This window comes from Vibrio sp. 10N.286.51.C3 (assembly GCF_003050065.1).
GTDB lineage: Bacteria > Pseudomonadota > Gammaproteobacteria > Enterobacterales > Vibrionaceae > Vibrio > Vibrio crassostreae.
Window position 1 is genome coordinate 13,995 of sequence record NZ_PIGC01000003.1, and the last position, 22,954, is coordinate 36,948.

Genomic DNA, 22,954 nt, shown 5'->3' on the forward strand with positions numbered 1-22,954 from the left:
AGATAAATGGGGAAGAAGGCTCTGCCGCTAAGCAGAGCCTGAGCTAACTAAATCACTCCACTGTTTGTCGTACTAACTTTGCTGTACTGACTCGCCGCGGAGCGTTGAGTTAGCTTGTTTGATTTGCTGGACGTTGAGGTGCCGCTTCTTCTTCAAGTACGCCAGACTCAGACATTTCCATCTCCATCAGAGCACGCTCGTCATCAAGAATCGCTTTTGCCATTTCAGGTGTTACTTGATTAGCCGGAGTACATAGGCTCACTGCCACACCTGCAGCTAGAGCAAACAGACATGAAGGAATCACTGGGTTGCCCCAGAAGGCTGTGTAGTCAGCGTTTAGCATTACTACGAATGAAGCGACAGAAGCACCCGCTAGCGTTGCAAGCGCACCTTGCCAGTTGTAGCGTTTCCAGAATTTACCCAACATACCGCACACAAACATGCCCGACATTACCGTTGAAATCATCTTAGTGATGTAGCCAATGATGTCGTTTGAGGTCAGTGCAAACAGTAGTGCGAAGCCAATCACCACAACTAAAGCTAGACGAGAGTAGTTCAGCATTGATTCTTTGTTTGGTACGCGGCCTGTGAACATCACGTACACGTCACGCAGTAGGATAGATACACCGGCAATCGCATCTGAGCTTGCGCTCGACATCGTTGCAGATAGGCCAGCGATAAGAACAATCATACCTACGCCAACTGGAAGAACCGTTGCAGCTACGTAAGGAAACGAGTAGTTCGGGTTATCCAATGATGGGTCGATTGCGTGAGCAGCCATACCAATGATTGCTGGAATAATTGAGAAGAAAAGGTACAACACACCAGAAGCGACGAATGAGCGACGGATAGTTGAAACATCTTTACCAGAATAGATGCGTTGGCGGAATGAAGGCGTTGCCAGTACACCCACACCGATAACCACAGCCAGAGAAACAGCAGGCAGAATGCCCAGTTTATCGATTGCTAAAAAGCTTGTAGCAGCAGGGTCCATCGCAGCGTAAAGGTTGTCCATGCCACCAATGTGATCAACAGACATTACCGCCATTAGGATGAAGCCAGCAAAAAGGATGATTGCTTGAATCGTATCGGTCCATACAACTGCTGTGTAGCCACCGATAACAACATAGATAGTGAATGCCGCTGCAATAATGATTTTCGCAAGGTTAAGGTCGATGTCTGCAATCCACGCTAGGTACATGCCACCACCTAGAATGTGCGCACCTAACCAACCGATTGACGCGATAAAGATAAGTAGGCCAACCACGTTTTTCACGATTCGGTTAGCGCCTACGTAGTAAGCCAGCTCTTCACTCATGGTCATGAAGTTCAGTTTACGAACCGGAGCAAACCAAAGGGCTAGCAATAGGATGCCTATAGCGCCACCAATGCCGTACAGAGCACCTGCCCAGCCATTTGCGTAGCCGAAGCCAACCGCGCCCATACTTGAACCCGTGCCGACCATAGTCGCAACAGTTGTACCAAGTACTAAAAACAGTGGCAGGCCACGGCCGCCTAATAAGAAATCTTCGCCAGATTTTTGATTACGCGAGACAAACCAGCCTAACCAAATTAAAAAACATACGTACACGCCGAAGCCTGTAAGAAAAAGTGTGCTGTTCATTTGACACCTCTCAGTGAAATATTGAGTTCATTCTTGAACTTTATTTATGATTCATTCATTTCTATATTTCATATAATTACTTTATTGATTCTATCTATTTTAATTAAAGTAATTTTTATAAATGTAGGGTGAGAGTATTAAAGGATAATAACAGGGAAGACTAACCCCTAATACTCTCTAAGTAGGTAATTGTGATTAGGTTATTACTAAACGCGATCAGCGCGGTAGCAAGTCACATCTACTTCAACCTTCACGTCTACAACTAGGTCGCAAACCATGCAGATACGAGCCGGTGGGTTAGCACCAAAGAACTCTTTGAATACCTTATTAAAAGATTGGAAGTAACGAGAATCCGTTAGCACAACCTTTACGTGCATTACGTCTTCTAGGGCGTAGCCCACTTCAGTCATGATATCGACACAGTTTTGGATCGCTAGGCGAGACTGGTCTACAATGCCACCCTCTACCACTTCACCATCTGTCATCGGTGTCTGGCCAGAAACGTATAGGAAACCACCCGCTTCAGTTGCGCGTGCAAATGGTAAATGTTGTCCGCCTGTACCTGTACCGCCTTCAACACCGTAACGTTTAATAGTCATTTTTTAACTCCACTTCTTTATAGATAATATTGGTTCTGTCCCAATATATTTAAATTAATTCGTCGTTTTCTTATCACTGTATATTTAATAAAATAATTAAATTCTAATTACGGTAAATAAAAACGCCTGAACGATTATTTTTTACTTTCCCTTTTTGGTAAGTTAACTCACCATTTACAAATACACTTTCTATTCCCTCAGCAACTGAAATAGGATTTTCAAATGTTGCTGTGTCTTTAATACTCTTTGGATCAAATAAAACTAAATCAGCAAATGCGTCTTGGCGAATCTCACCTCTTCCCGCAAGGTTATAGCGCTTCGCAGACATTCCGGTCATTTTGTGAATCGCTTCTGGCAGCGCGAACAGTTTTTCATCTCGGCAGTAGTGACCCAACACTTTCGGGAAGGTGCCCCACAACCTTGGGTGTGGATGCGGGTCATTTGGTAAACCATCAGAACCGACCATGGTCAATTTGTATTTCAATACGCGCTTTACGTCGTTTTCATCCATGCAGTGATAAACCGCACCCGCTGGTTGAAGCGCTTTTGCTGCGTCCATCAACGGTAGATTCATTTCATCAGCAATCTGCTTCAGCGTTTTTCCTGCATGTTCTGGTTTTGCTTCAGACCAAGTGATGAAGATATCGAAATCGTCAGTCACTTGTTTCAAATCTAATGTCGAAGAGCTCGCAGAGTATGGGTAGCAGTCGCAAGACACATCTTGGTGCTCAGAAACCTTGTCCATCAAATCAAGTACTTCAACGGTTCTGCCCCAGTTGCCCGCACCTGCACATTTAAGGTGAGAGATAACAACGGGCACTTTCGCGTATTGCCCGGTCTCAAACGCCTCTTCCATCGCGCTTAAGATCTCTTCGAATTCGGTACGCATATGCGTGGTATAGATACCGCCATGACTAGACAGCACTTTCGCTAACTGCATCACTTCATTAGCGTTGGCTTGTTTCGCGCTTGCGTAAGCCAAACCTGAACTCAAACCCAATGCACCCTGCTCCATCGCTAAATCAAGGTTGGTTTGCATGGCTGTAATTTCTTCTTCACTTGCGGTGCGCTGTAGGTCGTCCATCACTTGATTACGCAGTGTGGTGTGACCAACTAACGCTGCTACGTTCACCGCTGGTTGCGCTTGCTCTACGGCTTGTGCATACGCGGCAAAGGTTGGGTATTTGAAATCAGCCTGCGCGCCTAATAGATTCATTGGGTCAGGTGGATCGCCCGCCAAAACCGTTGGCGATGCGCTGATGCCACAGTTGCCAACAATCACGGTCGTCACACCTTGGCTGATCTTTGGTAGGCAGTCTGGGTAACGAATTACATTGGTATCGTCATGTGTGTGTACATCGATGAATCCAGGAGCCAATGCTAAGCCTGCTCCCTCAACCAACTGGCTACAATCTTCATGATCGATTTTGCCAATTTCAGCGATTTTTCCATCTCGGGTTGCTACATCGGCACAAAACGATTGTTCGCCGGTGCCATCAAACACCTCTACATTTTTAATTATCGTATCGAACAACATTTCTCACTCTCTCAATCCACTCTGTTGATGGAGCTATATTAGAAATCCAGACGATTATTTTCAGTGACAAAACACACATAATATTTTAATTTGTGTGATAGTTTCTATCACAAAATACATTACAGATATATTTAAACATTAAATAACAATCACTTAAATCATGTTAGGAATCAGCAATGAAACATAACCCTGCGCAAAAAGATGTTATAAAGTATCAAAAAGATAGTTTCATCTTGACTGAAAAAGGCCAAAAAGGGAGAGCAATATCACAATCTGAGAACGGTATTTATCGATTGGTTGATGAAGACATTTCGCTTCCGGTAGCAATTATCAAACAATCAGCGTTGACCAATAACCTGAATTGGATGCAATCATTCGCCGATCATCATCAGGTTAAATTGTCGCCACACGGAAAAACATCGATGACACCTGACTTCTTCCGTCAACAGTTAGAAAATGGTGCTTGGGGAATTACCGTTGCGACACCTGCACAAGCAGAAATTGCAGCAATGGCAGGTGCAAAAAGAATCATCATGGCTAACCAATTGGTGGGTAAAACCAACATTGCGATCATCGAACAGCTTATTAGTGAGTTCGACGTTGATTTCTATTGCTGTGTGGATTCGTCAGTCAACGTGCAGCAACTCAACCAATATTTCTCCAACAAAAAGCAGACGCTAAAAGTTCTAATCGAATTTGGTGTTCCAGGTGGACGTTGTGGCTGTCGTTCACCTCAAGAAGTTCTAGAGCTGGCGCAAACCATCCAAGATACACCTGCGCTTTCGCTAGCGGGTATTGAGGTATACGAGGGTGTGATTCATGGCGACAATGCCGAGCAAGACATTCGTACCTTCTTAAACCAAGCGCTCACTTCGATCGAAAGCCTTACATCAGATGGCTTAATTAAAGGGCAACCTATTATCACTGGCGCTGGCTCGGCTTGGTATGACGTGGTGGCAGAATGCCTGGCGAACCTAACAGATTACTTAGCGATTATCCGCCCTGGCTGCTATGCGATTCACGATACTGGGATCTACCTAGATGCCCAAAGTAAGGTGTTGCAACGTGCGCAAGTAAACCAAGGTTACGCGTGTGAATTGGGTGGTGATTTAGAATCGGCACTTGAGGTGTGGGCGTATGTGATCTCTCGTCCGGAGCCAACCAAACTGGTGATTGGGCTAGGTAAGCGTGATGTTGCCTTCGATGCGGGCTTGCCTATTGCTGAGCGTGGCTATCGCAATGGTGAAGCTATCTCAGTAAAAGGTCTCACCGCGACGGCTGTGATGGATCAGCATACCTTTGTTGAAACGGACGGTTCTGCTGAGATTGAAGTGGGCGACATGATTGCGTTTTCTACCTCACACCCATGTTTAACCTTCGACAAATGGCGCTACATTGCCATCAGCGATGACGATTATCATGTAAGCCACTGGGTAGAAACCTGCTTCTAGTTCAATTTTTCAATAAGCTAGAATCAGCGAAGCAATCAGATATACTAACGGGGCTAAGGCTTAGTTTTAAATGGATTAGCGCTCAATGACTAATAAGCTTTATGACTAAAAAGCTTGGTTCTTTCGAGCTAGGTTCTTAAAAACTAAGCAGCACGATTAGCCCCATCAACAAAGGATCAGGATTCTTGAGTTTAGAAGTAGATATCATTTCACAGATAACCGAGCGTTTTCCCGCTCTTCGTGATGCCGAGAAAAAAGTCGCCAAGCTGATCATGGACGACATTGATTTTGCTGCCAATGCCAGTATCACAGAGCTTGCTGAAGGTGCTCAAGTCAGTGAAGCCACGATAACCCGTTTTGCTAAGGCGATCGGCTGTAACAACGTGCGTGATATGAAAATCAAGCTTGCTCAAACCTTAACGGTGGGCCAGCGCTTTATTCTCGAACCGGTAAACCAAACGGGCTATCAAGGTATCTACGAATCGATCAAGCAGAGCCTAGACATCAACTGCACTCTATTCAAGGAGCAAGACGTTGAAACCGCGGTGAGCTGGCTGCACAACGCCAGACAAATTATTGCTATCGGCATGGGTGGCGGCTCAACCATCGCCTCTCAAGAGCTGCAACACCGCCTGTTCCGCTTGGGCTACCCAGTGGTGTCGTACAACGATGGTTTAATGTCACGCATGGTTGCTGCCACGGCAGATGCCAACGATGTGATGGTGATGATTTCCGCGACCGGTTTCACGCCTGTGATCACCGAAACCGCAGAGCTAGCTAAGCAGTATGGGCTTAAGATCATCGCGATTACCCCACAAGACACACCACTGGCAAAGATTGCAGATATCTTGCTACCTATCAAACACATGGAAACCGACTTCATCTACAAACCATCGGCATCTCGCTACGCAATGTTAGCCTTAGTGGATGTGCTTTCTATGGGTATGGCGGTCAATCACAAGAACCGCTCGCGCGATAAACTGCGCCGCTTGAAGGTTGCTTTAGACTCCTACCGAGGTGGCGGCGACCGACAACCTCTCGGTGACTAACGAATCAAGGACAGAATGAGCTTAAATGCTGGTGCGCGGCAATCTTTCACCAATTCGTATAAGCTCATTTCCAATCCTGTGATTTGGACACCAGCGTCCCGCAATCGGCTGATGGCCAATTTCTTATTCAGTGCGGTTCGTGAACTAATGCAATCACCAACTACTTGAACCTTGTACCCGAGATCCAATAAACCCAATGCGGTTTGATAAACACAAATATGAGCCTCGATACCACACACTAACCAAGTATCCACGTCCTTGGCTTGCACCGCCTCAACAAATTTAGGTTCGTCACACGCGTTGAACGTGAATTTAGGTATCGGCTTAGCATCACTCAACAGGTCATTCAGTTCATCGACTGTAGCACCTAGCTTCTCGGGATTCTGTTCCAAACTAATAATTGGCAGACCCAAAGCCTGCGCTCCTTGAATTAACTTCCCACAGTTAGAAATCAGCGAATCGCTGTCATCGACGAGGCGTGCGAGCTTGCCTTGTACGTCCACAACCACCAAGCCTGTGTTTTGTCTCATTAGCATGTGTATTCCTTGTTTTGGGCAGCCTAACTCACTACGTAATCTGATGTGTATTTTTTCTACTATGTAACGATTCAGCTTACAAAGCCATACAGTAATACATACAAGACTACGGAATAATACTCACCAACGGTCGAAAGGTCGAAATACAACAATGATTGATACTGGCATGACATTTAAGAGTGAGTAACAAAGATGAACAAGATAACAAAATCAGCATTAGCACTGGGTTTAATCAGCGCGGTTTCTCTTCCAGCTTTAGCAGCAGGCACTGACGGCGGCGCTTACATAGGTGGCGGTCTTGGCGTATACCAAGGTTCTGACACAGACGGTCAAGGTAGTTTAGATTCAGACGGTATGGGCTACAACCTATACGGAGGCTACCAATTCAACCGTATCGTTGGTGTTGAACTTGGCTACAACGATTACGCAGATTACAAAAAAGGGGCTGAAAAACTGTCTCCAACGTCTGTTTCTTTGTCAGCAAATCTTGGTTACACATTCGACAACACAATCCGCCCATTCGTATTGGCAGGTTTAAGTTCTGTTGACCTAAACGCAAATACCGCAGCTCTGTATGCTGACGATAGCGGTACGGGTTTCCACTTTGGTGTTGGTGTTGAATACACGCCAGTTGAACACCTAACACTTCGTCTAATTTCGCAAGCAGATGCAGTAAGCGTAGAGAACGACTACGGTTTGTATAAAGAAGACAAAACACTTGCCTTCAACAGCATTAGCTTCGGTGGTTCATACAACTTCTAATGTGATTGAGCCACATAGAATAAGCTGAACTTACTAATTCACTTTGCTGTTCCACCTTGTCATGAAGGTCACTCAGTAAAGTGAATTTTTTGTATCTACACACCTATCGCGTCATGTCACTTTAGCCAGTTTATCGCTCACCATTACTTATTTGAGCTTTATGCGTTGATATTAGAGCTTTCTTGGTAGCGAGACTAAAATAAAGGAATAAGAGACGCAGGAAAACAAAACCTATGAATCTACCAAGCTTAAATATGTCGATAAACAAGCTACCCTTTGTGTTGGCTGTGTATTATCTGCTTGTCATCAACATCCCTCTCACCCAAGAGCTGTTTAGTATTGTTCAGGCATCTAAGTCTGAAAGCGTTGCGTTTCTTATATCCATCCCTATATTCTTCCTTGCTGCCTTCAATTTTATCTTCCAAGTCTTTAATTGGCCGATATTCTCCAAGCCGTTTTTTATTTTGTTGCTGATCACCTCGACACTCGTCAGCTACAGCATGTTCAATTACGGCATCTATGTAGACTACGGGATGATAGAAAACGTATTCGAGACCAATAGTGGTGAAGCAGCAAGCTATGTAAGTACCCACTCCATCTTATGGTTACTTGCGATGGGCGGTATTCCGTCACTCATCCTTTTGTTAACCAGGCTTAAGAGAGAGTCTTGGAAAGATTTCTTTGTCTGGAAGTCGATTGGGCTGCTCTCTTCTTTGATCATCATCGCGATTATTGCAGGGCTGTTTTACAAAGATTACGTTTCGATTGGCCGCAATAACTCGCATATCAAAAAGATGATTATCCCAACCGAATACGTGGCATCAACGGTTAAATACATCAATAACACCTACATAAAAGAGCCTATCCCTTATCAAGAGTTAGGGTTAGATGCGCAGCTAAAACCAGAAGCGAAACAAGCAGAAAAACCAACCTTACTGGTGTTTGTTCTTGGTGAAACCGCACGTGTATACAACTACCAATATTATGGCTATGAGAGAGAAACCAACGCTCATACCAAGCCATACAACCCGATATTTTTCTCTGATGTTCAGTCGTGCGGAACAGCCACTGCGGTTTCTGTGCCGTGTATGTTCTCGAACATGAATCGCAGCAACTACGACCGCGACAAGGCTTACAATCAAGATAACGTGGTCGATATCATGAACCGCGCGGGCATTCACTCTATCTGGCGAGAACATGATGGTGGAGACAAGGCGGTTGCACACCGAATCAAAGAGATGACCCTCGTCGCCAAAGACAGCGACCCGTTGTGTAATAACGATGTGTGCTACGACACAGCGATGTTAGAAAACTTCGAGCAAGATACTCAAGATCTTAAGAAAAATAGCATCATTTTCTATCATATTTCTGGTTCTCATGGCCCTACATACTTTGAACGCTATCCAGAAGAACATAAGAAATTCACGCCTGATTGCGCTCGCGCCGATATTGAAAACTGTACCAAAGAGGAAGTGGTTAACACCTACGACAACACCATCCTGTACACGGACTTCTTCCTCTCTCAGGCGATGCAAAAACTTGAGAAACTGACCGACAAGTACAACGTCGCGCTGATGTATATCTCGGATCACGGAGAGTCTTTAGGGGAGAATGGCATCTATTTACACGGTATGCCTTATTCATTGGCACCGAAAGAGCAAACCCATGTGCCTATGATCATGTGGATGTCAGATGGTTTCGCCGAGCAGAAAGGGATAAACCAAACCTGCTTGAGAAAGGCAGGCAAAGAACAGAGCTTTTCTCACGATAACCTATTCGACTCTTTGCTTGGCCTAATGGATGTACAAACTAAAGAATACCGAAAGAACCAAGATATCTTCGCACCGTGTCGCTAGTGCTTTTGCTTATGTAAACCATCGGAAAGCTCGAGTTGCCTGAACAAACTGAAAAAAAGAATAGAAATACGTACCTATTTTCTATCATTGCGGGTATTTTCCTCCCTGCTGGGTTTTTCACCGGTTTACTGGGTGTCAATATTGCAGGGATACCCGGAACAAATAACCCAATAGCAATCCCACCATTTACGTTGGGCTACTCGTGGCCGTAGAGCCAGAGGTCGTTATTTTGAAAAATGAGGTTTATTTAATGATTGAGTTTTTGCAATCCAATATGTGGCTTAAACAAGTAAGTTTAGGTTTACTTCTTATCACTGTGTATTGGGTGATAAAACGCTTGGGGAAAAACTGGATAGAAACATTAGCGGAGAACAAGCGTGTCGAGTTGAAGCGAAAGCAGTTCGTGATTAAGTGTTTCAATATCGTTCTGTTTCTACTCTTCATCGCTGTGTTTACGATTGTTCTTAACTTGGGCTTTGGTGATATTTCGCTATTCTTGTCATCCATATTTGCGGTGCTGGGTGTCGCTTTATTCGCGCAATGGTCGATTCTAAGTAACCTAACAGCCAGCGTACTAATATTTTTCGTATTCCCTTATCGCATTGGTGACAGAGTTAGGGTCGCAGAGAAAGACGAAGACATCAGCGGTGTGATCATCGATATCACCATGTTCCACGTTATTCTTCGACACAGTTCGGGCAACATCATCACCTACCCTAATAACCTGATCCTACAAAAAGGCGTGATAAAAGTTTTGTTTGAACCTGAAGCAAAAAGTGAAGCAAGTGATTCTGAGCTAATCAAAACTAAAAATTCAAAATCATAAGATCTACTGGTGCCTTAGATATCGGCAAGTCAAATAGACAGGCACAGCGAACTGACACGCAAGGTGTTGGGGGGTGCTTGGTTCGACGCCGATTGCAGAGCTTAGCGACAAGCTGTTTTGCTCGCAAAGAACATTAGAGAGAAGCTTCAACAAGGTAACAGGGCTGACATTAAAACAGTGCCAATCGATGAACAAACTCGAAGCTATGTTGGAATACTTGTATAAGAGAAATTTGGATGACATCGACTGGATGGACGTCGCCTTTCAATTTGGGTTTAGTGACCAACCGCACCTAATTCGTTACCTCAAGAAAACCATTGGCCTAACACCCAATACTTATGCCCAACAAGGGGGATTAACTATAGACGTTTATGGCGGGGTCAGGTCAGAATAACGAACTGCCACTACGACACTCTCTGTCTATTGTGTCCCATTCACAGCAAGTTTTGTTGAGTTTAGAATTGCGACTCCATATACTGAAAACACCATCAGTCGGAGGGCAATAATGAATAATAAAAACAAACACATAGTTTTGATTCATGGTCTGTATATGCCTGCGTTGATCATGCAATATCTAGATAGAAATTTCAAAAAACGTGGCTTTACAACCCACAAGTTCGCTTACAACTCGCTGCGTTTCCCTTCTGCTGCTAAACGCCTTAACCGCTTCGTGAATGCACGCTTTGATGAACACGATGAGGTTTATTTCTTTGGTCACTCGCTCGGTGGCTTGCTGATCCGCCACTACTTTAAGTTTTACCAGCCCGACTTTGCCGACACCTGCATCATTACCGCGGGAACTCCACACAACGGCGCAACTATCGCGAAAACGCTGTCGAATCATGGCCTCGGATTTATATTTGGTTCGAGCAAGATGATCTTGAGCGATGGCTTGGGTGATTATGATATTGATGTGCCGATTGGCGTGATTACTGGCACCTACGACGCTGGTGTAGGTCGCATTGTATTGGGCAGAAACCCTGGTGATGGCACTGTGACACTTGAAGACGCTAACCTGCGAGGCGCAACAGACACCTGCGCCCTCAAGCTCAATCACACGGCGCTTGTGTACTCCAAAGAAGTGGTTGCGCTGTCTGCTCAGTTTATCGAGCACAGAGCTTTCAAGAGCGCCTCATAGCTTTTGTAAGTTAGCTCTTGTATCTAGCTTTGGTTTTTTTTCTGTCTTCTTACTTCTGATAGACCAATTCAAAGATAAGCTAATACAAAAATACCACTCTTCAATGAGAGTGGTATTCGAAGATTGATTACTAGAAATGAGTGCTTGTTACAGACGATTTACTCGCGTTGGTAAGAACACCTCACCCAACATGCATCGCACCGAACCACCACCAATGTCTTCGATCGTTTTCACGTTAAATGGTAGTAGCTTACCGTGTGTCGAAAGTTGTGCGAGTTGAGCTGGGGAGAACGCGTCGTAAGCCGATTGAGACATCGCGATCACTTTGTCGCCATTCACGGTTTCAAGCTGGAGGATGTTGCCGCAGAAACGGTTCATCTGATCGATTGAAATAGAGATAACCTGCTTATCTTTAGCAAGCGACTTCACCACAAAACGGCGCTCAAACTCTGGGATCACTTCATCACAGATCACGCAGAAATTATCACCAATCGCCATCATCACATTGGTGTGGTAGATCGGCTGACCAGACGGCAGTGCTGTTTGGAATGACACCACGCGAGAATAACCAATGCGCTTCGCGTAATCTTCTAATACTTCGCGGTCACAACGTTGAGAGAGTGCCGCGTAGATAGTCTTATTGATATGGTCGATCACCATCACGCCAGTGCTCTCGAGGTATGAACCTTGTGCGATATAAGACTCTAGAGACTCACTGTGGTTAACAATTCGACCAGACGCTTCTAAAGCTTCAATAAGGGCATTTGGCTTAACTTCATTCTGACGGTTTTCACACGCCATAGGAAAAGTGAATAAGCTTCCATCACTACAGGTACTGAACCAGTTGTTTGGGAAAACAGCATCCGGAGTTTCAACTCCCAATTCTGGGTAATCAAACTCTACAACTTGCACACCTTCTTTACGCAACGAAGCGACCATCGCCTTAAATTCGGCCATGGTTTCTAATTTGACCTCAGCTTCGGTCAGATTCACTCTGTTCTGAAACTCATTATCTTGTGCCGTTTCTTCATTAAATTTAAATTCTTTTGGCGGCACCATAACAACGCAATTGGCGTTTTGAACATTAGTAATGTGAAGTGATTTTTTGTGTAGGTTTAACATCTCAACCGTCCCTATCTTTTATTTACCTCAGAATTGTAAACAACTTGTTACGACAAGATTCACTGAAAAGAATAATGATTTGAATATTTATCCCAGACAATTCCTGCAAAACTCAGTTTATTCGGTAATTTTTACTGCAAGATAACAGCACATCAGAAAGAACCAACAGTTTGCATATGAGATGCAGGTTTTGCTGAATAAATATCCGAGCTTCATTCTCTAGCTTGCGGCGGGTTTAGGTTACAATTTAATCCATTTAGCGTTAGGATTATCACCGTTGCATAACAATCAATTACGTTTGAAATAAGCTTAACTTTTCCTGTCCGATTCAATCTAAAATACGCGTCATGAAAGACACGCTTTGGACCTTTCCTGCGACATCGCTTAAACAACGTATTAGTGTTAAACGAACTCGTGAGCCAAGTTTTTCAACCAAACGCTTAAACCAAAATCCATCGAATAGCTTAATGCTTATAAGAACGAATTGGCGCTTATATAATTTCAAGCTAAGACGCCCAATTTCAAACCGAACCTATAAAAACAAAGCTACACAGACGATGCAGTTGCTAATAGATGCATTCGTTATAAAGGGAAATCTATGTACAAAAAATTTGAAGGCTTTACTGAAGCCTTTCCAAAGGGAGAGCCGATACAACCTCCTACTGGAATACTGGCATTCTGTCGCCATTACACTCGAGGTTTTGAAAAACCGTTAATCTTGCTCGGCCTAATGAGCATGACCATCGCGATCATCGAAGTCGCGCTGTTCGGTTACATGGGCCAACTGGTTGATTGGCTATCAACCAGCAACCCAGAAACCTTCTTAGAAGATAACCAATCCACACTGATGGGGCTTGGTGTTCTGTTATTGGTCGTAATGCCGATCTTGATCAGTGTTTACTCGCTTTTGCTTCACCAAACCTTGTTGGGCAACTACCCAATGTCGATCCGTTGGTTAGCGCACCGCTATCTTTTGAAGCAAAGCTTGTCGTTCTATCAAGATGATTTTGCCGGACGTGTCGCCACTAAAGTGATGCAAACATCACTCGCAGTGCGTGAAACCGTGACTAAAATGGTTGATGTTTTTGTCTACGTGACGGTTTACTTCACTGCGATGCTATTCATGCTCGCCGAATCAGATTGGCGCTTGATGGCTCCGATGCTGATTTGGCTGTTCGTTTACATCGGTATCCAACTGCACTTCGTACCAAAGCTGAAAGATGTGTCATCAGAACAAGCCGATGCGCGTTCATTGATGACAGGTCGTATTGTTGATAGCTACACCAACATCGCGACGGTGAAATTGTTCTCACACAGTAAAAGAGAAACCGAATACGCAGAAGAAGGCATGGAAGGCTTCCTTGATACTGTGCACCGTCAAATGCGCTTGGTAACTGGCTTCAACATCTGTGTAGAGTTCGCTAACTATCTATTAGTGTTCAGCATTGCGGGTATCTCTATCTACTTATGGCTAGATAGTGCAATCACCGTGGGTGCAATTGCGATTGCAGTCAGCTTAGCTCTGCGTATTAACGGCATGTCGAAATGGATCATGTGGGAAATCGGTGGTCTGTTCGAAAACCTAGGTACTGTGATTGATGGCATCAAAACCCTGTCTAAACCTATCGCTATCGAAGACAAAAAAGATGCGAAGCCTTTGGACGTTCCACAAGGTGGTATTAACTTCGACAACGTCAGCTTTAACTACGGCGAGAACAAGGGCGTGATCAACAATCTGAACCTCAACATTAAGCCAGGTGAAAAAGTGGGCTTAGTGGGCCGTTCAGGTGCAGGTAAGTCGACCCTAGTTAACTTATTACTGCGTTTCCACGATGTAGAAAGTGGTCGCATCCTGATTGATGACCAAGAAATCTCCAGCGTTACTCAAGACTCACTGCGCAGTAACATAGGTATGGTGACTCAAGATACCTCACTGCTGCACCGTTCGATCAAAGACAACATTCTTTACGGTCGACCAGAGGCATCCGACGAAGAGGTATACGCGGCGACTAAACAAGCGCACGCTCATGAGTTTATCGAAACCCTAACCGACCCGTTTGGCAATATTGGTTACGATGCTCAAGTGGGTGAAAGAGGCGTTAAGCTTTCTGGTGGACAGCGTCAACGTGTCGCTATCTCGCGTGTTCTTTTGAAAAATGCTCCCTTACTTGTTCTCGATGAAGCAACGTCTGCACTCGATTCTGAGGTAGAGGCAGCGATTCAAGAGAGTTTGATTGAGCTAATGGAAGGCAAAACGGTTATTGCGATTGCACACCGCCTGTCGACCATTGCAGCAATGGACCGTTTGATCGTACTTGACCAAGGTAATATCGTTGAAGAAGGCACGCACCAAGAGCTGATTACACAAAATGGCATCTATGCTCAATTGTGGAATCACCAAACCGGTGGGTTTATTGGAGTGGAAGAATAGCCAAACAAAAACAATCAGTTAAAATAAGTACAATCACCAAGTGGCAATGAAGTGGCGGCAGATATTTTATCTTGCCGCCATTTTTCTCATCTAGCGTAATAGTTCTATTTTTATTGAGCGTTTACACACCAAATATCAAGAATGTAAATTATCAATATATACCTATCACAAACTCATTTGCTTCATGCATCTGGATAGGTCAAGTGCGGTTGGGGGTATGGCTAAGCTGATTGCTGACATAATGGTATCTTGTTCATTAGTGCAAACACATTTAGATTCATTTGGCTTTGGTCGGCGGGTGAACCTGAATACGAGATAGATTATTAATCGCCATTAGTTGAAGTAATGGTTAGGTTGCACCTAACTTTAGGTGCTCCAATAGAAGAGCTTGCCCATTCTGTAGAAGAGCGAGCAAAGCTGTCTTTCAGCCAATCAGCAACACCACAAATTCAAGCACAATCTAGCCCACAACATGGGATTGTGTTTTTGAAAAGTTACAGACTAGCGAATGGAAAGCTATCACCTATAGGTGATATGCCCTACACAAAGCGCATGTTTGACGGGTGGGATTTGAGCGAATTGGCAACAATTGAAGTTGAAACCAACCAAACGCGTTACTTAGTAGATCGGTCGCAAAACGATGCGGTAAGTGGAAAGTATCTAATCGATATCGATGGGCGCTTATCTATCAACTCCATTCAGCGCTTACCAAACAAGTTAGCTATCGCATTTGGTGATAGCACCATGGAAGTGTCTGAAGAAGACATCAAAGTTGTAGGCCGGTTGGATGTCGTGTTAGAGAAGGTGAAAACCTCCCTTATTTTTAATATATACGTTAGTGAAAAAATGAATATTCCAAACACTTTAAAAACCAAAATTCAACAAGGTCGATTAATTCCTGTCGTATGTGCAGGAGTTTCTATGGCTATAAAAGACAATGAAGGACAAGCTGTATTTCCTTCTTGGCCAACACTTCTAGAAAAAGCCGCAGAAGAGGCTCTCAAGGAAAGTAAAGAGAAAAAAGCGAACGCGATATCGGCACTAGTCGAGATAGAGGAATTACAACAAGCAGCAGAGCTAGCAAAAAAATCACTAATTGGGGAGAACTGGAATCGATTTTTAGAAGAACAGTTTGATGTCAATCTCGACAAACTTGATAGTTCTAGCTCTTCATTACAAAAAGCGCTTTGGAATTTAAGCCACCGCCATATAACCTTAAATTATGATCAGTGCCTTGAGTGGGCTCACGACAGCCAAGCTAACTACACCTCATTTGATAACTCCAACAAATCTCAACTAAGAAATTTTAAGATAAATAATTCCAGTAAAGACTTAATTTGGCACTTACACGGCACTATAAAAAACCCAGAACATATGGTACTAACTCCGCAAAGTTACGAACGCCTCTATGGCGAAGGTGGAGAAAATGAGTATTCCGCAGCTCTATCAGCATTAAAAGATGTAATGTCGTCAGATAGTTTACTTTTCGTTGGTAGTTCAATGAGTGATGTTGAGTTACTAGCAGAACTTGGCAAACAAAATCAGCTGTTTTCAGGTAATACGGGACCGCACTATGTTCTTGTTAGAGAAGAACAAAAAAGTAGTACAGAAAAAGCATTAGATGAACTTTTGGACGTAATTGAAGTACTCACTTTTTCGGACTTTGGTGCTCCGCTTGTTGAAGTTGTAGAAGAACTGGCGAGTCATTCACCTCAAAAAAAAAAATTAGCGGATACGCTACATGGTGGAAATAGCATTAGTCAACCAAGTGAAACTCGCACCTCATTTGACTCCGTCTCTATTCATCTAGCCAACCCTATAGATAAACCGCATGACTATGACCACCTAACTAAGTTTACGAAAGGGTTCAAGTGTCATGTAGAAAAACACTATTTGAGCAGTGACTCTCTTTGGAACGAATCCGATTATACCTTCATCTTTACTAGCTTAACTAAGAATGGATTTTTGATTGAGGATGAGAGTTGCTGTAGCGACTATTTATCCGTTGAAGACTTGTTAGATGAGCTTCCAATAGACACCAAAGGCGTATTCATTTTTGTAGATAATATTCCAAATAGCATTAATGAAGAAACCATTACTGAACAAACTGAACTTCCAGTTGCTATCTACCAACTAAGCGGTGATAGTAAACAGAAGAAACGCATAGTCGACAAGGTCGCACATCAACTATTTAGAAAGCACGTTCTCAAGCTGACAAGCTCTTGCATTCTTGCAAACCAAGAACGTTTTGAGTTAGAAGCTGACTTAAGTGGAAAGCACATAGTTGCCAGTAACTTCACAAAAAAAATGACCAATATTGATAAGTCGTCAGTCGCAAAATTCATTGGTCGTACAAGCGATTTGGCGACAATTAGTAGAGAGATCAGTCGAATCGAAGACAAAACTCTAGCACTTGTCTTAAAGGGAAGTGGTGGTGTAGGTAAAACGACTATTGCTAAAAAGCTTGCTATTGAGCTATCGATGAGAGGTAAGTATGAAGATGGAATAACTTTCATAGACTGCGAACCGATCACGGCTTATGACGAATTCTATCAAAAAATATCTGAAGGTTTTTTTCTTTCGTCTGTAGTCAACCTAAAAGAACATCTTAGCGAGAATAATTTCAGTAATAATCGACTGATAATCTTAGATAATTATGAAAGTATCTTAAATTTAGATATTGGAAATGAAAAGTTCCTAGAACTTACTGGTAACATTTCTGAATACTGCTCACTAATAATAACATCTAGAGAAAGCTGCCAAGAGCAATGGGAACAAGAACTATCCCTGCGCTCTCTAGACTCTTACGAAGCATTAGAGTTATTTAATAACCATACTAAAAACTTATACAGTAATACAAAATTCCAGTCATTTATACGAGAGGAAATTATAGAAAAACTACTGGATCGAAACCCATTAGCTATTGAATTGGTAGCATCTAACACCCCTCCAGGAAAAGATATTTATGAGTTAAGGGACACTCTAGTAACAGAATTTGAATCGATTGAAAACTCGACTTACCTAAAGTCAAAATCAGATTCTAACATTGGTAGAAAAGACTCATTAATCGGATCCATAAACTATTCATACAAAACTTTAAATGAAACAGAGAAAAGAGCCATCGAGCTAATCTCTTTATTTCCTGATGGAATATCATTAAAAAACCTTAAGGAATTAACAAAACATGGAAAGTCAAAAGTAGATACAAAAACAATAATATCTGATAAATCTATAAAAATACTCTCTGATAAATCACTATTAGTTAGCTCTAATGATGAAATAAAATTACACTCAATTGTTAGTAGGTTTATCCTACTTAAAGCTAGAAAAAACGAGGCCAACCACCCTTATTGGCAAAAAATTGCCTTTTTTAACATGTCCTTCATGGATACTATTACTAGTATAGGTGAGAGAAGTGAGTATGTAGAAGCTCACTTGGTACTTACATACTTAAACAATCTCCTTGTCACGGTAGAAACATTTGAATATCTAGATTTTAATAACATTGATAAAGATGAGTATTTTTCTTACATATATCAAACCGTGAGGTATAGTGCTCGGCTTAACATTTCTAACCGAGTGAAAAACGCTATAGAATCCTTAGTAATACAATCTAAAAGCATAGACTTAGAAGAAAAATATAAAAAACTACTCGAAATATGTTTATTAAATATTGAGCACAGAATTGGTTGGCATTTTGAGGCCTATGAGAAGCTAAAAAATATTTTACCTATTGAAGACCTAGAGCCTAAACAAGATCTAGGTTTAATTGAGCAATTGTCACAAGGTTTAGCTATGTCTATCTACCGCTTCGACGGACATATCAAGGAAGCATATGAATACACGATAAAAAGTGAAATATATGGTCGTTATTATCCTGAATCTTTCGTTTTTGCTGGGGTCTTCTCAGAAAAGTTACTTAACTTTTGTAATTTAGATACAGATTATTTTGAGGTAAAATCTATATTAGGATTACTAGATAAAGAAGAACTAGTCCAACATATTAATAATCTACATCCACAAGAAAATGTAGAACGACTACAACTAAGTTATATATTAAATAGTATATGTCCACTCACTGAGCCTGAGATATCAAAGCTAGTAACCACCTCTACTGCAGCTAATGGATTAAAGATTTCAATGACAGCACTAATTCGGTCAGAAAATATTGATATAGATTCATCTTTGTATCAAGAAAAATTAGAAGAAATTTGTGGATTATATTCTCTATCGATTGATAAGCTAGAAAGTTCAATATATGGACGCTTATCTGTTTATCACCAATACTGCAAGTTCCTATTAAAACATAACTTAAATGATAGATTTAAAAAAATACATAAAGAGGCTACTAAGTTAAGCAAAATATACCAATTTACATACTGGACATATGAACTTGAAAGGCTAGTCAACCCATCTATACCTGCATTCAAGGAAATAAATAACAATAATCCATTTGGTATTGACTCTTCCGAGTATATAAATAAATTCATAAAAAGAAACAAAAAAAAAATTAGACCTACGCACTAGTATATTCATAAAGATAACATGTTATATGTTAATTTTGGTGAGGAGTAAATCAATGTTTGAGAATAAATACTGGGAGGTTACTATCCTAGGATTTATTCTTAAATTTCGAATCAACACTGATATTCAAAGATGGAAAGTGAATTATACGTTTAGTTAGCTAGACTCTTCGTAAAAAAAACCAAATACATTGTTCTTTCCGCCTAGGTCTAAACCTTTAATCTGATGGTGTTTTGGTTTTCCTTCAAACAGCAGTATGTATAGTTTGCTCTCTTGGTATGTTCCTACTATATAGTGGTCTTTTGAATCACATACTCGAGAACTTCAGCCTTTTTATCAATAAAAAAGTATTTGATATCGACGAGTTCCACGTTCTTCAAACCGATAATATTTTCAGCTTCAATAAAACCTCCAAACGGTGCGGTAAATCGATTACCTAGCTTAAGAAGCGCATCTAGCGGCACATCACTGTTCATTCTGAACATGCTATAGCCAGAGCTAACCTGAATTGATTGAAACATAGCGAACATAATTAGCCTTTCTAAAACCAGAGCCTGAAAAAGTAAACATGTAGCTTGAGCTTTATTATGTCTATCCGCAATTTAAAAGACAGCTCGAACAAACCATGTATATGCGAATGTTACCCAAACGGCCGCGAGGGTAAACGTATTCGAAAGCACTTTGCGACTAAGGGCGAAGCTGCGGCGTTTGAACGCTTCACGATGAATGAAATTAACGACAAGCCATGGTTAGGGGTAAAAGCAGATAACCATAGGCTAAAAGATTTACTCGATGCCTGGTGGGAAGTTGATGGTCACACAGTGAAAACTGGTCAGAACTCATATGATATTATGGCCAAAACGATCGCAATGCTCAATAACCCCTTAGCGCAACTATTCACGAAGAAAGACTACTTAGCCTATCTCGCCAATCGAGTTAGTCATCATCCTAGCCGTCCAAATATTACTATCTCAGCCGCTACTCATAACATTGAGCTAAAAACCTTGTGTGCTATGTTCAGTCGGCTAATAAAGTATGACTTATGGAAGCTGCCGAACCCATTAGCGGATATTGAACTTGTCAAAAGTACCGAGAAAGAACTTAGCTACTTAACAAAAGAGCAAATACCTGCCGTTCTTAGTGCTATAGCCGCTGATAGTAGCCTTTCAGCAAAGCAAATTCACACTGTAGATAAAACCGGTGGCTTCATCGCTGACGACCTACAGCAAGCAACGAACGATTGATTTATGTGCTATTTTAAAAGTGCGGCGTGATTCACAACAATTTGTTAATTAGTGGTAAATTACACGTGGCAGAATGTTATGTCGTAATTATATAATGACATTAACACCAAAGACGCCTCGCTTGCGCGTTCTGGAATAAGGCTAGACTTCGGGGGGAGGCTAGCCTTTCTTATGCCCCTAGATCAGCAACCTTTCCCCACCTGTTACGTAAACTTCATCGATCCTTTTGTTTTTTTCTTGGCGTTTTTTTCTTAAAATGCGCGCAGTATTATTTCTAGAGATCAACCATGAACAAAAGTGTCTTAACTAACGTTATCGCGTTAGCACTGCTTGCTGGCGGCTATGCGACAGCAAACCAATACTTGCTTTACGCAGGCCTATTCGCATTTTCAGGTGCCATAACCAACTGGCTTGCGATTCACATGTTGTTCGAGAAAGTACCCGGCCTATACGGTTCTGGCGTTATTCCGGCGCGCTTTGAAGAGTTCAAGGCAGCCATCAAACAACTGATGATGGAGCAGTTCTTTACTGAAAGTAATATCGACCGCTTCCTAAGCAGCGAGATGACAGGAAAATCGCTTAATCTAGAGCCTGTGATTCAGAAGATCGACTTTAATCCTGCATTCGACTCACTGGTGCATGTTATCGAGAACTCACAGTTTGGCGGTATGTTGGCAATGGTTGGTGGCACAGAGGCACTACAGCCTATGAAAGCGCCATTTGTTGAGAAAATGCAAGAGTCAGTGATTGAAATCAGCAAGAGTGACTCTGTAAAAAATGCCATCAAAGACGAGTTAGAATCGCCTGCGATGATGGATGAAATCAAAGAGAACATTGAGGCGATCATTGATCAGCGCTTGAATGAACTGACACCGAAGCTTGTAAAAGAGATGGTTCAAACCATGATCAAAAAACACCTTGGCTGGCTAGTAGTATGGGGTGGTATATTCGGTGGTGTGATTGGCTTAATCTCTGCGGCAATTACGCTGTAAGTAAGCCGTACAAGTTTATCGGATTACTCTTGCTCTAACGTCCCACAAAAATGGAAGCTTATTGGCTTCCATTTTTTATATCTAAACAAACACGCTTGAAGTAAAACCGGTGCCCTACTTTAAGGTTGCCAACAATTCAGGGTTAACACCAAAGCCCTTTTTATGCTCTTCAATCACGACCTCACTGCGTGTCTGAATCACACCTGGCAAGGTACCTAACTTTGTTGCCATAAACGCTTGGTACGCCTTCATGTCTTTCACTCGAACCTTGATCATGGTATCGAAGTCTCCCGACAATGAATAACACTCTTCCACCTCGGGCATCATTTCAACCGCTTGGGCAAACTTATCAAAAATAGAAAAGCTAGTCTGGTCGAGACGAATATGGATAAAAACTTGGACATCGAGTCCCAACTTTTCTGAACAAAGCTCAGCATGATAGCCTGTGATATATCCCTCTTTCTCCAATCGCTTGAGCCTGTCAGAGCAAGGTGACGTCGTGAGGTTAACCTGCTTTGCAAGTTCAACAACAGGCAAACGCCCCTTCATATGCAGAATTCGTAGTATCTCTTTATCGATACGATCAAGTTGATGCTGAGACATAACATTCCTTAAACATTCTAAATTCCGCTCAGTATATTCCATACCTAGAGCAATCGAAGAAAACCTCGCTCACACATTTAAAAAACTAAATGCACGCATGGCATTCACGTCAAACATAAATAAATACAAATAGATAATGGAGCTTATAAATCAAACTCTGATTATTAACAAATTATTATAGAAATGACCCGATTAACAAATAAGTTGAGCCGGAAACGAAAGAAAGGATATAGGCCAGAGTGAATAATAGAATTATCAAAGAGAAAGGATGACTCTATTATGAAAACGCAAGAACTCGCATATAAACCTTACGGTATTGGTTCATGGACATACGTAACGGTATCAAAAGATGTTGCTCAAGCACTAGCAAATGAGTACTCAAACTATGGTTGGGATGTGAAGATTGATGGCAATGCCATTGAAACTGAACTTGCACTCAAAGCAGCCTAGAAACGCAAAAACCTCCCAACACGGAGGTTTTTTGAATCAAGTTAGTAAGCACTTACTATGGGTTAGGCTAAACCAACTTGGGGAACAGTACTTCCGGTTTCGCAGCGGCAATTGCACGTGCGGCAGAAGTGCTGAGTTTCCATATCGTAGTACAGGTTTCCACTAAATAGCTTTGACGTCCATTGCATCATACGGCCAGAGGCTGTCTCG

At 42.3% G+C, this 22,954-nt stretch carries 17 protein-coding genes and 3 pseudogenes; 13 read left to right on the top strand and 7 right to left on the bottom strand.

What is annotated here, in order from left to right; all coding sequences use genetic code 11:
• Window positions 1-109: 109 nt before the first annotated feature.
• The 3 genes from CWO27_RS03580 to CWO27_RS03590 all read right to left on the bottom strand — a co-directional run bounded on the left by CWO27_RS03580 (window position 110) and on the right by CWO27_RS03590 (window position 3,760).
• Complete coding sequence (locus CWO27_RS03580; RefSeq protein WP_102479719.1) at window positions 110-1,624, bottom strand: sodium:solute symporter family protein; 1,515 nt, start codon at window positions 1,622-1,624, stop codon at window positions 110-112.
• Between the two features lie 206 nt (window positions 1,625-1,830).
• A complete protein-coding gene (locus tag CWO27_RS03585; protein WP_107898550.1) occupies window positions 1,831-2,223 on the bottom strand; it encodes a RidA family protein in 393 nt (130 codons plus the stop codon).
• A gap of 103 nt (window positions 2,224-2,326) precedes the next feature.
• Complete coding sequence (locus CWO27_RS03590; protein ID WP_107898551.1) at window positions 2,327-3,760, bottom strand: N-acyl-D-amino-acid deacylase family protein; 1,434 nt, start codon at window positions 3,758-3,760, stop codon at window positions 2,327-2,329.
• A 176-nt stretch (window positions 3,761-3,936) separates the two neighbouring features.
• On the opposite strand from CWO27_RS03590, the gene CWO27_RS03595 reads away from it, so the two are divergent.
• Both CWO27_RS03595 and CWO27_RS03600 read left to right on the top strand, forming a co-directional pair.
• Window positions 3,937-5,211 carry an amino acid deaminase gene (locus tag CWO27_RS03595; protein WP_107898552.1) on the top strand — a complete coding sequence of 425 codons (1,275 nt, stop codon included), beginning with the start codon at window positions 3,937-3,939 and terminating at the stop codon, window positions 5,209-5,211.
• A gap of 185 nt (window positions 5,212-5,396) precedes the next feature.
• Window positions 5,397-6,260 (top strand): MurR/RpiR family transcriptional regulator, encoded by an 864-nt coding sequence (locus CWO27_RS03600; protein WP_107898553.1) that lies wholly within the window; start codon window positions 5,397-5,399, stop codon window positions 6,258-6,260.
• On the opposite strand, the gene CWO27_RS03605 is transcribed toward CWO27_RS03600, so the two are convergent.
• On the bottom strand, window positions 6,257-6,796 hold the full coding sequence (locus CWO27_RS03605) for a hydrolase (protein ID WP_107898554.1): 540 nt from the start codon (window positions 6,794-6,796) through the stop codon (window positions 6,257-6,259). The genes CWO27_RS03600 and CWO27_RS03605 overlap by 4 nt on opposite strands.
• Before the next feature lie 192 nt (window positions 6,797-6,988).
• On the opposite strand from CWO27_RS03605, the gene CWO27_RS03610 reads away from it, so the two are divergent.
• The 6 genes and pseudogenes from CWO27_RS03610 (at window position 6,989) to CWO27_RS03635 (ending at window position 11,378) form a co-directional block, all read left to right on the top strand.
• On the top strand, window positions 6,989-7,558 hold the full coding sequence (locus CWO27_RS03610; protein ID WP_107898555.1) for a porin family protein: 570 nt from the start codon (window positions 6,989-6,991) through the stop codon (window positions 7,556-7,558).
• A 233-nt stretch (window positions 7,559-7,791) separates the two neighbouring features.
• Window positions 7,792-9,414, top strand: a complete 1,623-nt coding sequence (locus tag CWO27_RS03615) for a phosphoethanolamine transferase (protein ID WP_107898556.1) — start codon at window positions 7,792-7,794, stop codon at window positions 9,412-9,414.
• A gap of 50 nt (window positions 9,415-9,464) precedes the next feature.
• Window positions 9,465-9,626 (top strand): annotated as a pseudogene (locus CWO27_RS03620) (CorA family divalent cation transporter); the annotation flags it as partial.
• 38 nt (window positions 9,627-9,664) lie between these two features.
• Entirely contained in the window at window positions 9,665-10,240 is a 576-nt protein-coding gene (locus CWO27_RS03625) for a mechanosensitive ion channel family protein (protein ID WP_107898558.1), read from the top strand.
• Window positions 10,241-10,270: 30 nt separating this feature from the next.
• Window positions 10,271-10,634, top strand: a pseudogene (locus CWO27_RS03630) (helix-turn-helix domain-containing protein); the annotation flags it as partial.
• A gap of 111 nt (window positions 10,635-10,745) precedes the next feature.
• The gene (locus tag CWO27_RS03635; protein ID WP_107898559.1) at window positions 10,746-11,378 is read left to right on the top strand and encodes an esterase/lipase family protein; all 633 of its coding nucleotides are present in this window, start codon (window positions 10,746-10,748) and stop codon (window positions 11,376-11,378) included.
• 147 nt (window positions 11,379-11,525) lie between these two features.
• Here CWO27_RS03635 and CWO27_RS03640 read toward each other — a convergent pair whose 3' ends face one another.
• A complete protein-coding gene (locus CWO27_RS03640) occupies window positions 11,526-12,500 on the bottom strand; it encodes an arginine deiminase-related protein (protein WP_107898560.1) in 975 nt (324 codons plus the stop codon).
• 598 nt (window positions 12,501-13,098) lie between these two features.
• On the opposite strand from CWO27_RS03640, the gene CWO27_RS03645 reads away from it, so the two are divergent.
• On the top strand, window positions 13,099-14,931 hold the full coding sequence (locus CWO27_RS03645) for an ABC transporter ATP-binding protein (RefSeq protein ID WP_107898561.1): 1,833 nt from the start codon (window positions 13,099-13,101) through the stop codon (window positions 14,929-14,931).
• 345 nt (window positions 14,932-15,276) lie between these two features.
• Window positions 15,277-19,458, top strand: a complete 4,182-nt coding sequence (locus tag CWO27_RS03650; RefSeq protein WP_107898562.1) for an SIR2 family protein — start codon at window positions 15,277-15,279, stop codon at window positions 19,456-19,458.
• Between the two features lie 153 nt (window positions 19,459-19,611).
• Here CWO27_RS03650 and CWO27_RS23885 read toward each other — a convergent pair.
• Window positions 19,612-19,976, bottom strand: a pseudogene (locus tag CWO27_RS23885) (hypothetical protein).
• A 66-nt stretch (window positions 19,977-20,042) separates the two neighbouring features.
• Between CWO27_RS23885 and CWO27_RS03660 the strand changes: the two are divergent.
• Entirely contained in the window at window positions 20,043-20,699 is a 657-nt protein-coding gene (locus CWO27_RS03660; RefSeq protein WP_181359709.1) for a phage integrase, read from the top strand.
• Window positions 20,700-20,986: 287 nt separating this feature from the next.
• Window positions 20,987-21,691, top strand: coding sequence for a DUF445 domain-containing protein (locus tag CWO27_RS03665; RefSeq protein WP_048660510.1), 705 nt, complete (start codon window positions 20,987-20,989; stop codon window positions 21,689-21,691).
• Window positions 21,692-21,805: 114 nt separating this feature from the next.
• On the opposite strand, the gene CWO27_RS03670 is transcribed toward CWO27_RS03665, so the two are convergent.
• Complete coding sequence (locus CWO27_RS03670; RefSeq protein WP_004732526.1) at window positions 21,806-22,294, bottom strand: Lrp/AsnC family transcriptional regulator; 489 nt, start codon at window positions 22,292-22,294, stop codon at window positions 21,806-21,808.
• A gap of 279 nt (window positions 22,295-22,573) precedes the next feature.
• Here CWO27_RS03670 and CWO27_RS23530 point away from each other — a divergent pair, with 279 nt between their 5' ends.
• Window positions 22,574-22,744 (top strand): hypothetical protein, encoded by a 171-nt coding sequence (locus CWO27_RS23530; RefSeq protein ID WP_165886738.1) that lies wholly within the window; start codon window positions 22,574-22,576, stop codon window positions 22,742-22,744.
• The last annotated feature ends 210 nt before the right edge of the window (window positions 22,745-22,954 follow it).

Coding starts and splice junctions, on each gene's coding strand:
- CWO27_RS03640 (WP_107898560.1), bottom strand. CDS start 12,500: ATGTTAAACCTACACAAAAAATCACTTCACATTACTAATGTTCAAAAC.
- CWO27_RS03670 (WP_004732526.1), bottom strand. CDS start 22,294: ATGTCTCAGCATCAACTTGATCGTATCGATAAAGAGATACTACGAATT.
- CWO27_RS23530 (WP_165886738.1), top strand. CDS start 22,574: ATGAAAACGCAAGAACTCGCATATAAACCTTACGGTATTGGTTCATGG.
- CWO27_RS03660 (WP_181359709.1), top strand. CDS start 20,043: ATGTCTATCCGCAATTTAAAAGACAGCTCGAACAAACCATGTATATGC.
- CWO27_RS03625 (WP_107898558.1), top strand. CDS start 9,665: ATGATTGAGTTTTTGCAATCCAATATGTGGCTTAAACAAGTAAGTTTA.
- CWO27_RS03635 (WP_107898559.1), top strand. CDS start 10,746: ATGAATAATAAAAACAAACACATAGTTTTGATTCATGGTCTGTATATG.
- CWO27_RS03580 (WP_102479719.1), bottom strand. CDS start 1,624: ATGAACAGCACACTTTTTCTTACAGGCTTCGGCGTGTACGTATGTTTT.
- CWO27_RS03610 (WP_107898555.1), top strand. CDS start 6,989: ATGAACAAGATAACAAAATCAGCATTAGCACTGGGTTTAATCAGCGCG.
- CWO27_RS03645 (WP_107898561.1), top strand. CDS start 13,099: ATGTACAAAAAATTTGAAGGCTTTACTGAAGCCTTTCCAAAGGGAGAG.
- CWO27_RS03605 (WP_107898554.1), bottom strand. CDS start 6,796: ATGCTAATGAGACAAAACACAGGCTTGGTGGTTGTGGACGTACAAGGC.
- CWO27_RS03665 (WP_048660510.1), top strand. CDS start 20,987: ATGAACAAAAGTGTCTTAACTAACGTTATCGCGTTAGCACTGCTTGCT.
- CWO27_RS03590 (WP_107898551.1), bottom strand. CDS start 3,760: ATGTTGTTCGATACGATAATTAAAAATGTAGAGGTGTTTGATGGCACC.
- CWO27_RS03650 (WP_107898562.1), top strand. CDS start 15,277: ATGGTTAGGTTGCACCTAACTTTAGGTGCTCCAATAGAAGAGCTTGCC.
- CWO27_RS03585 (WP_107898550.1), bottom strand. CDS start 2,223: ATGACTATTAAACGTTACGGTGTTGAAGGCGGTACAGGTACAGGCGGA.
- CWO27_RS03595 (WP_107898552.1), top strand. CDS start 3,937: ATGAAACATAACCCTGCGCAAAAAGATGTTATAAAGTATCAAAAAGAT.
- CWO27_RS03615 (WP_107898556.1), top strand. CDS start 7,792: ATGAATCTACCAAGCTTAAATATGTCGATAAACAAGCTACCCTTTGTG.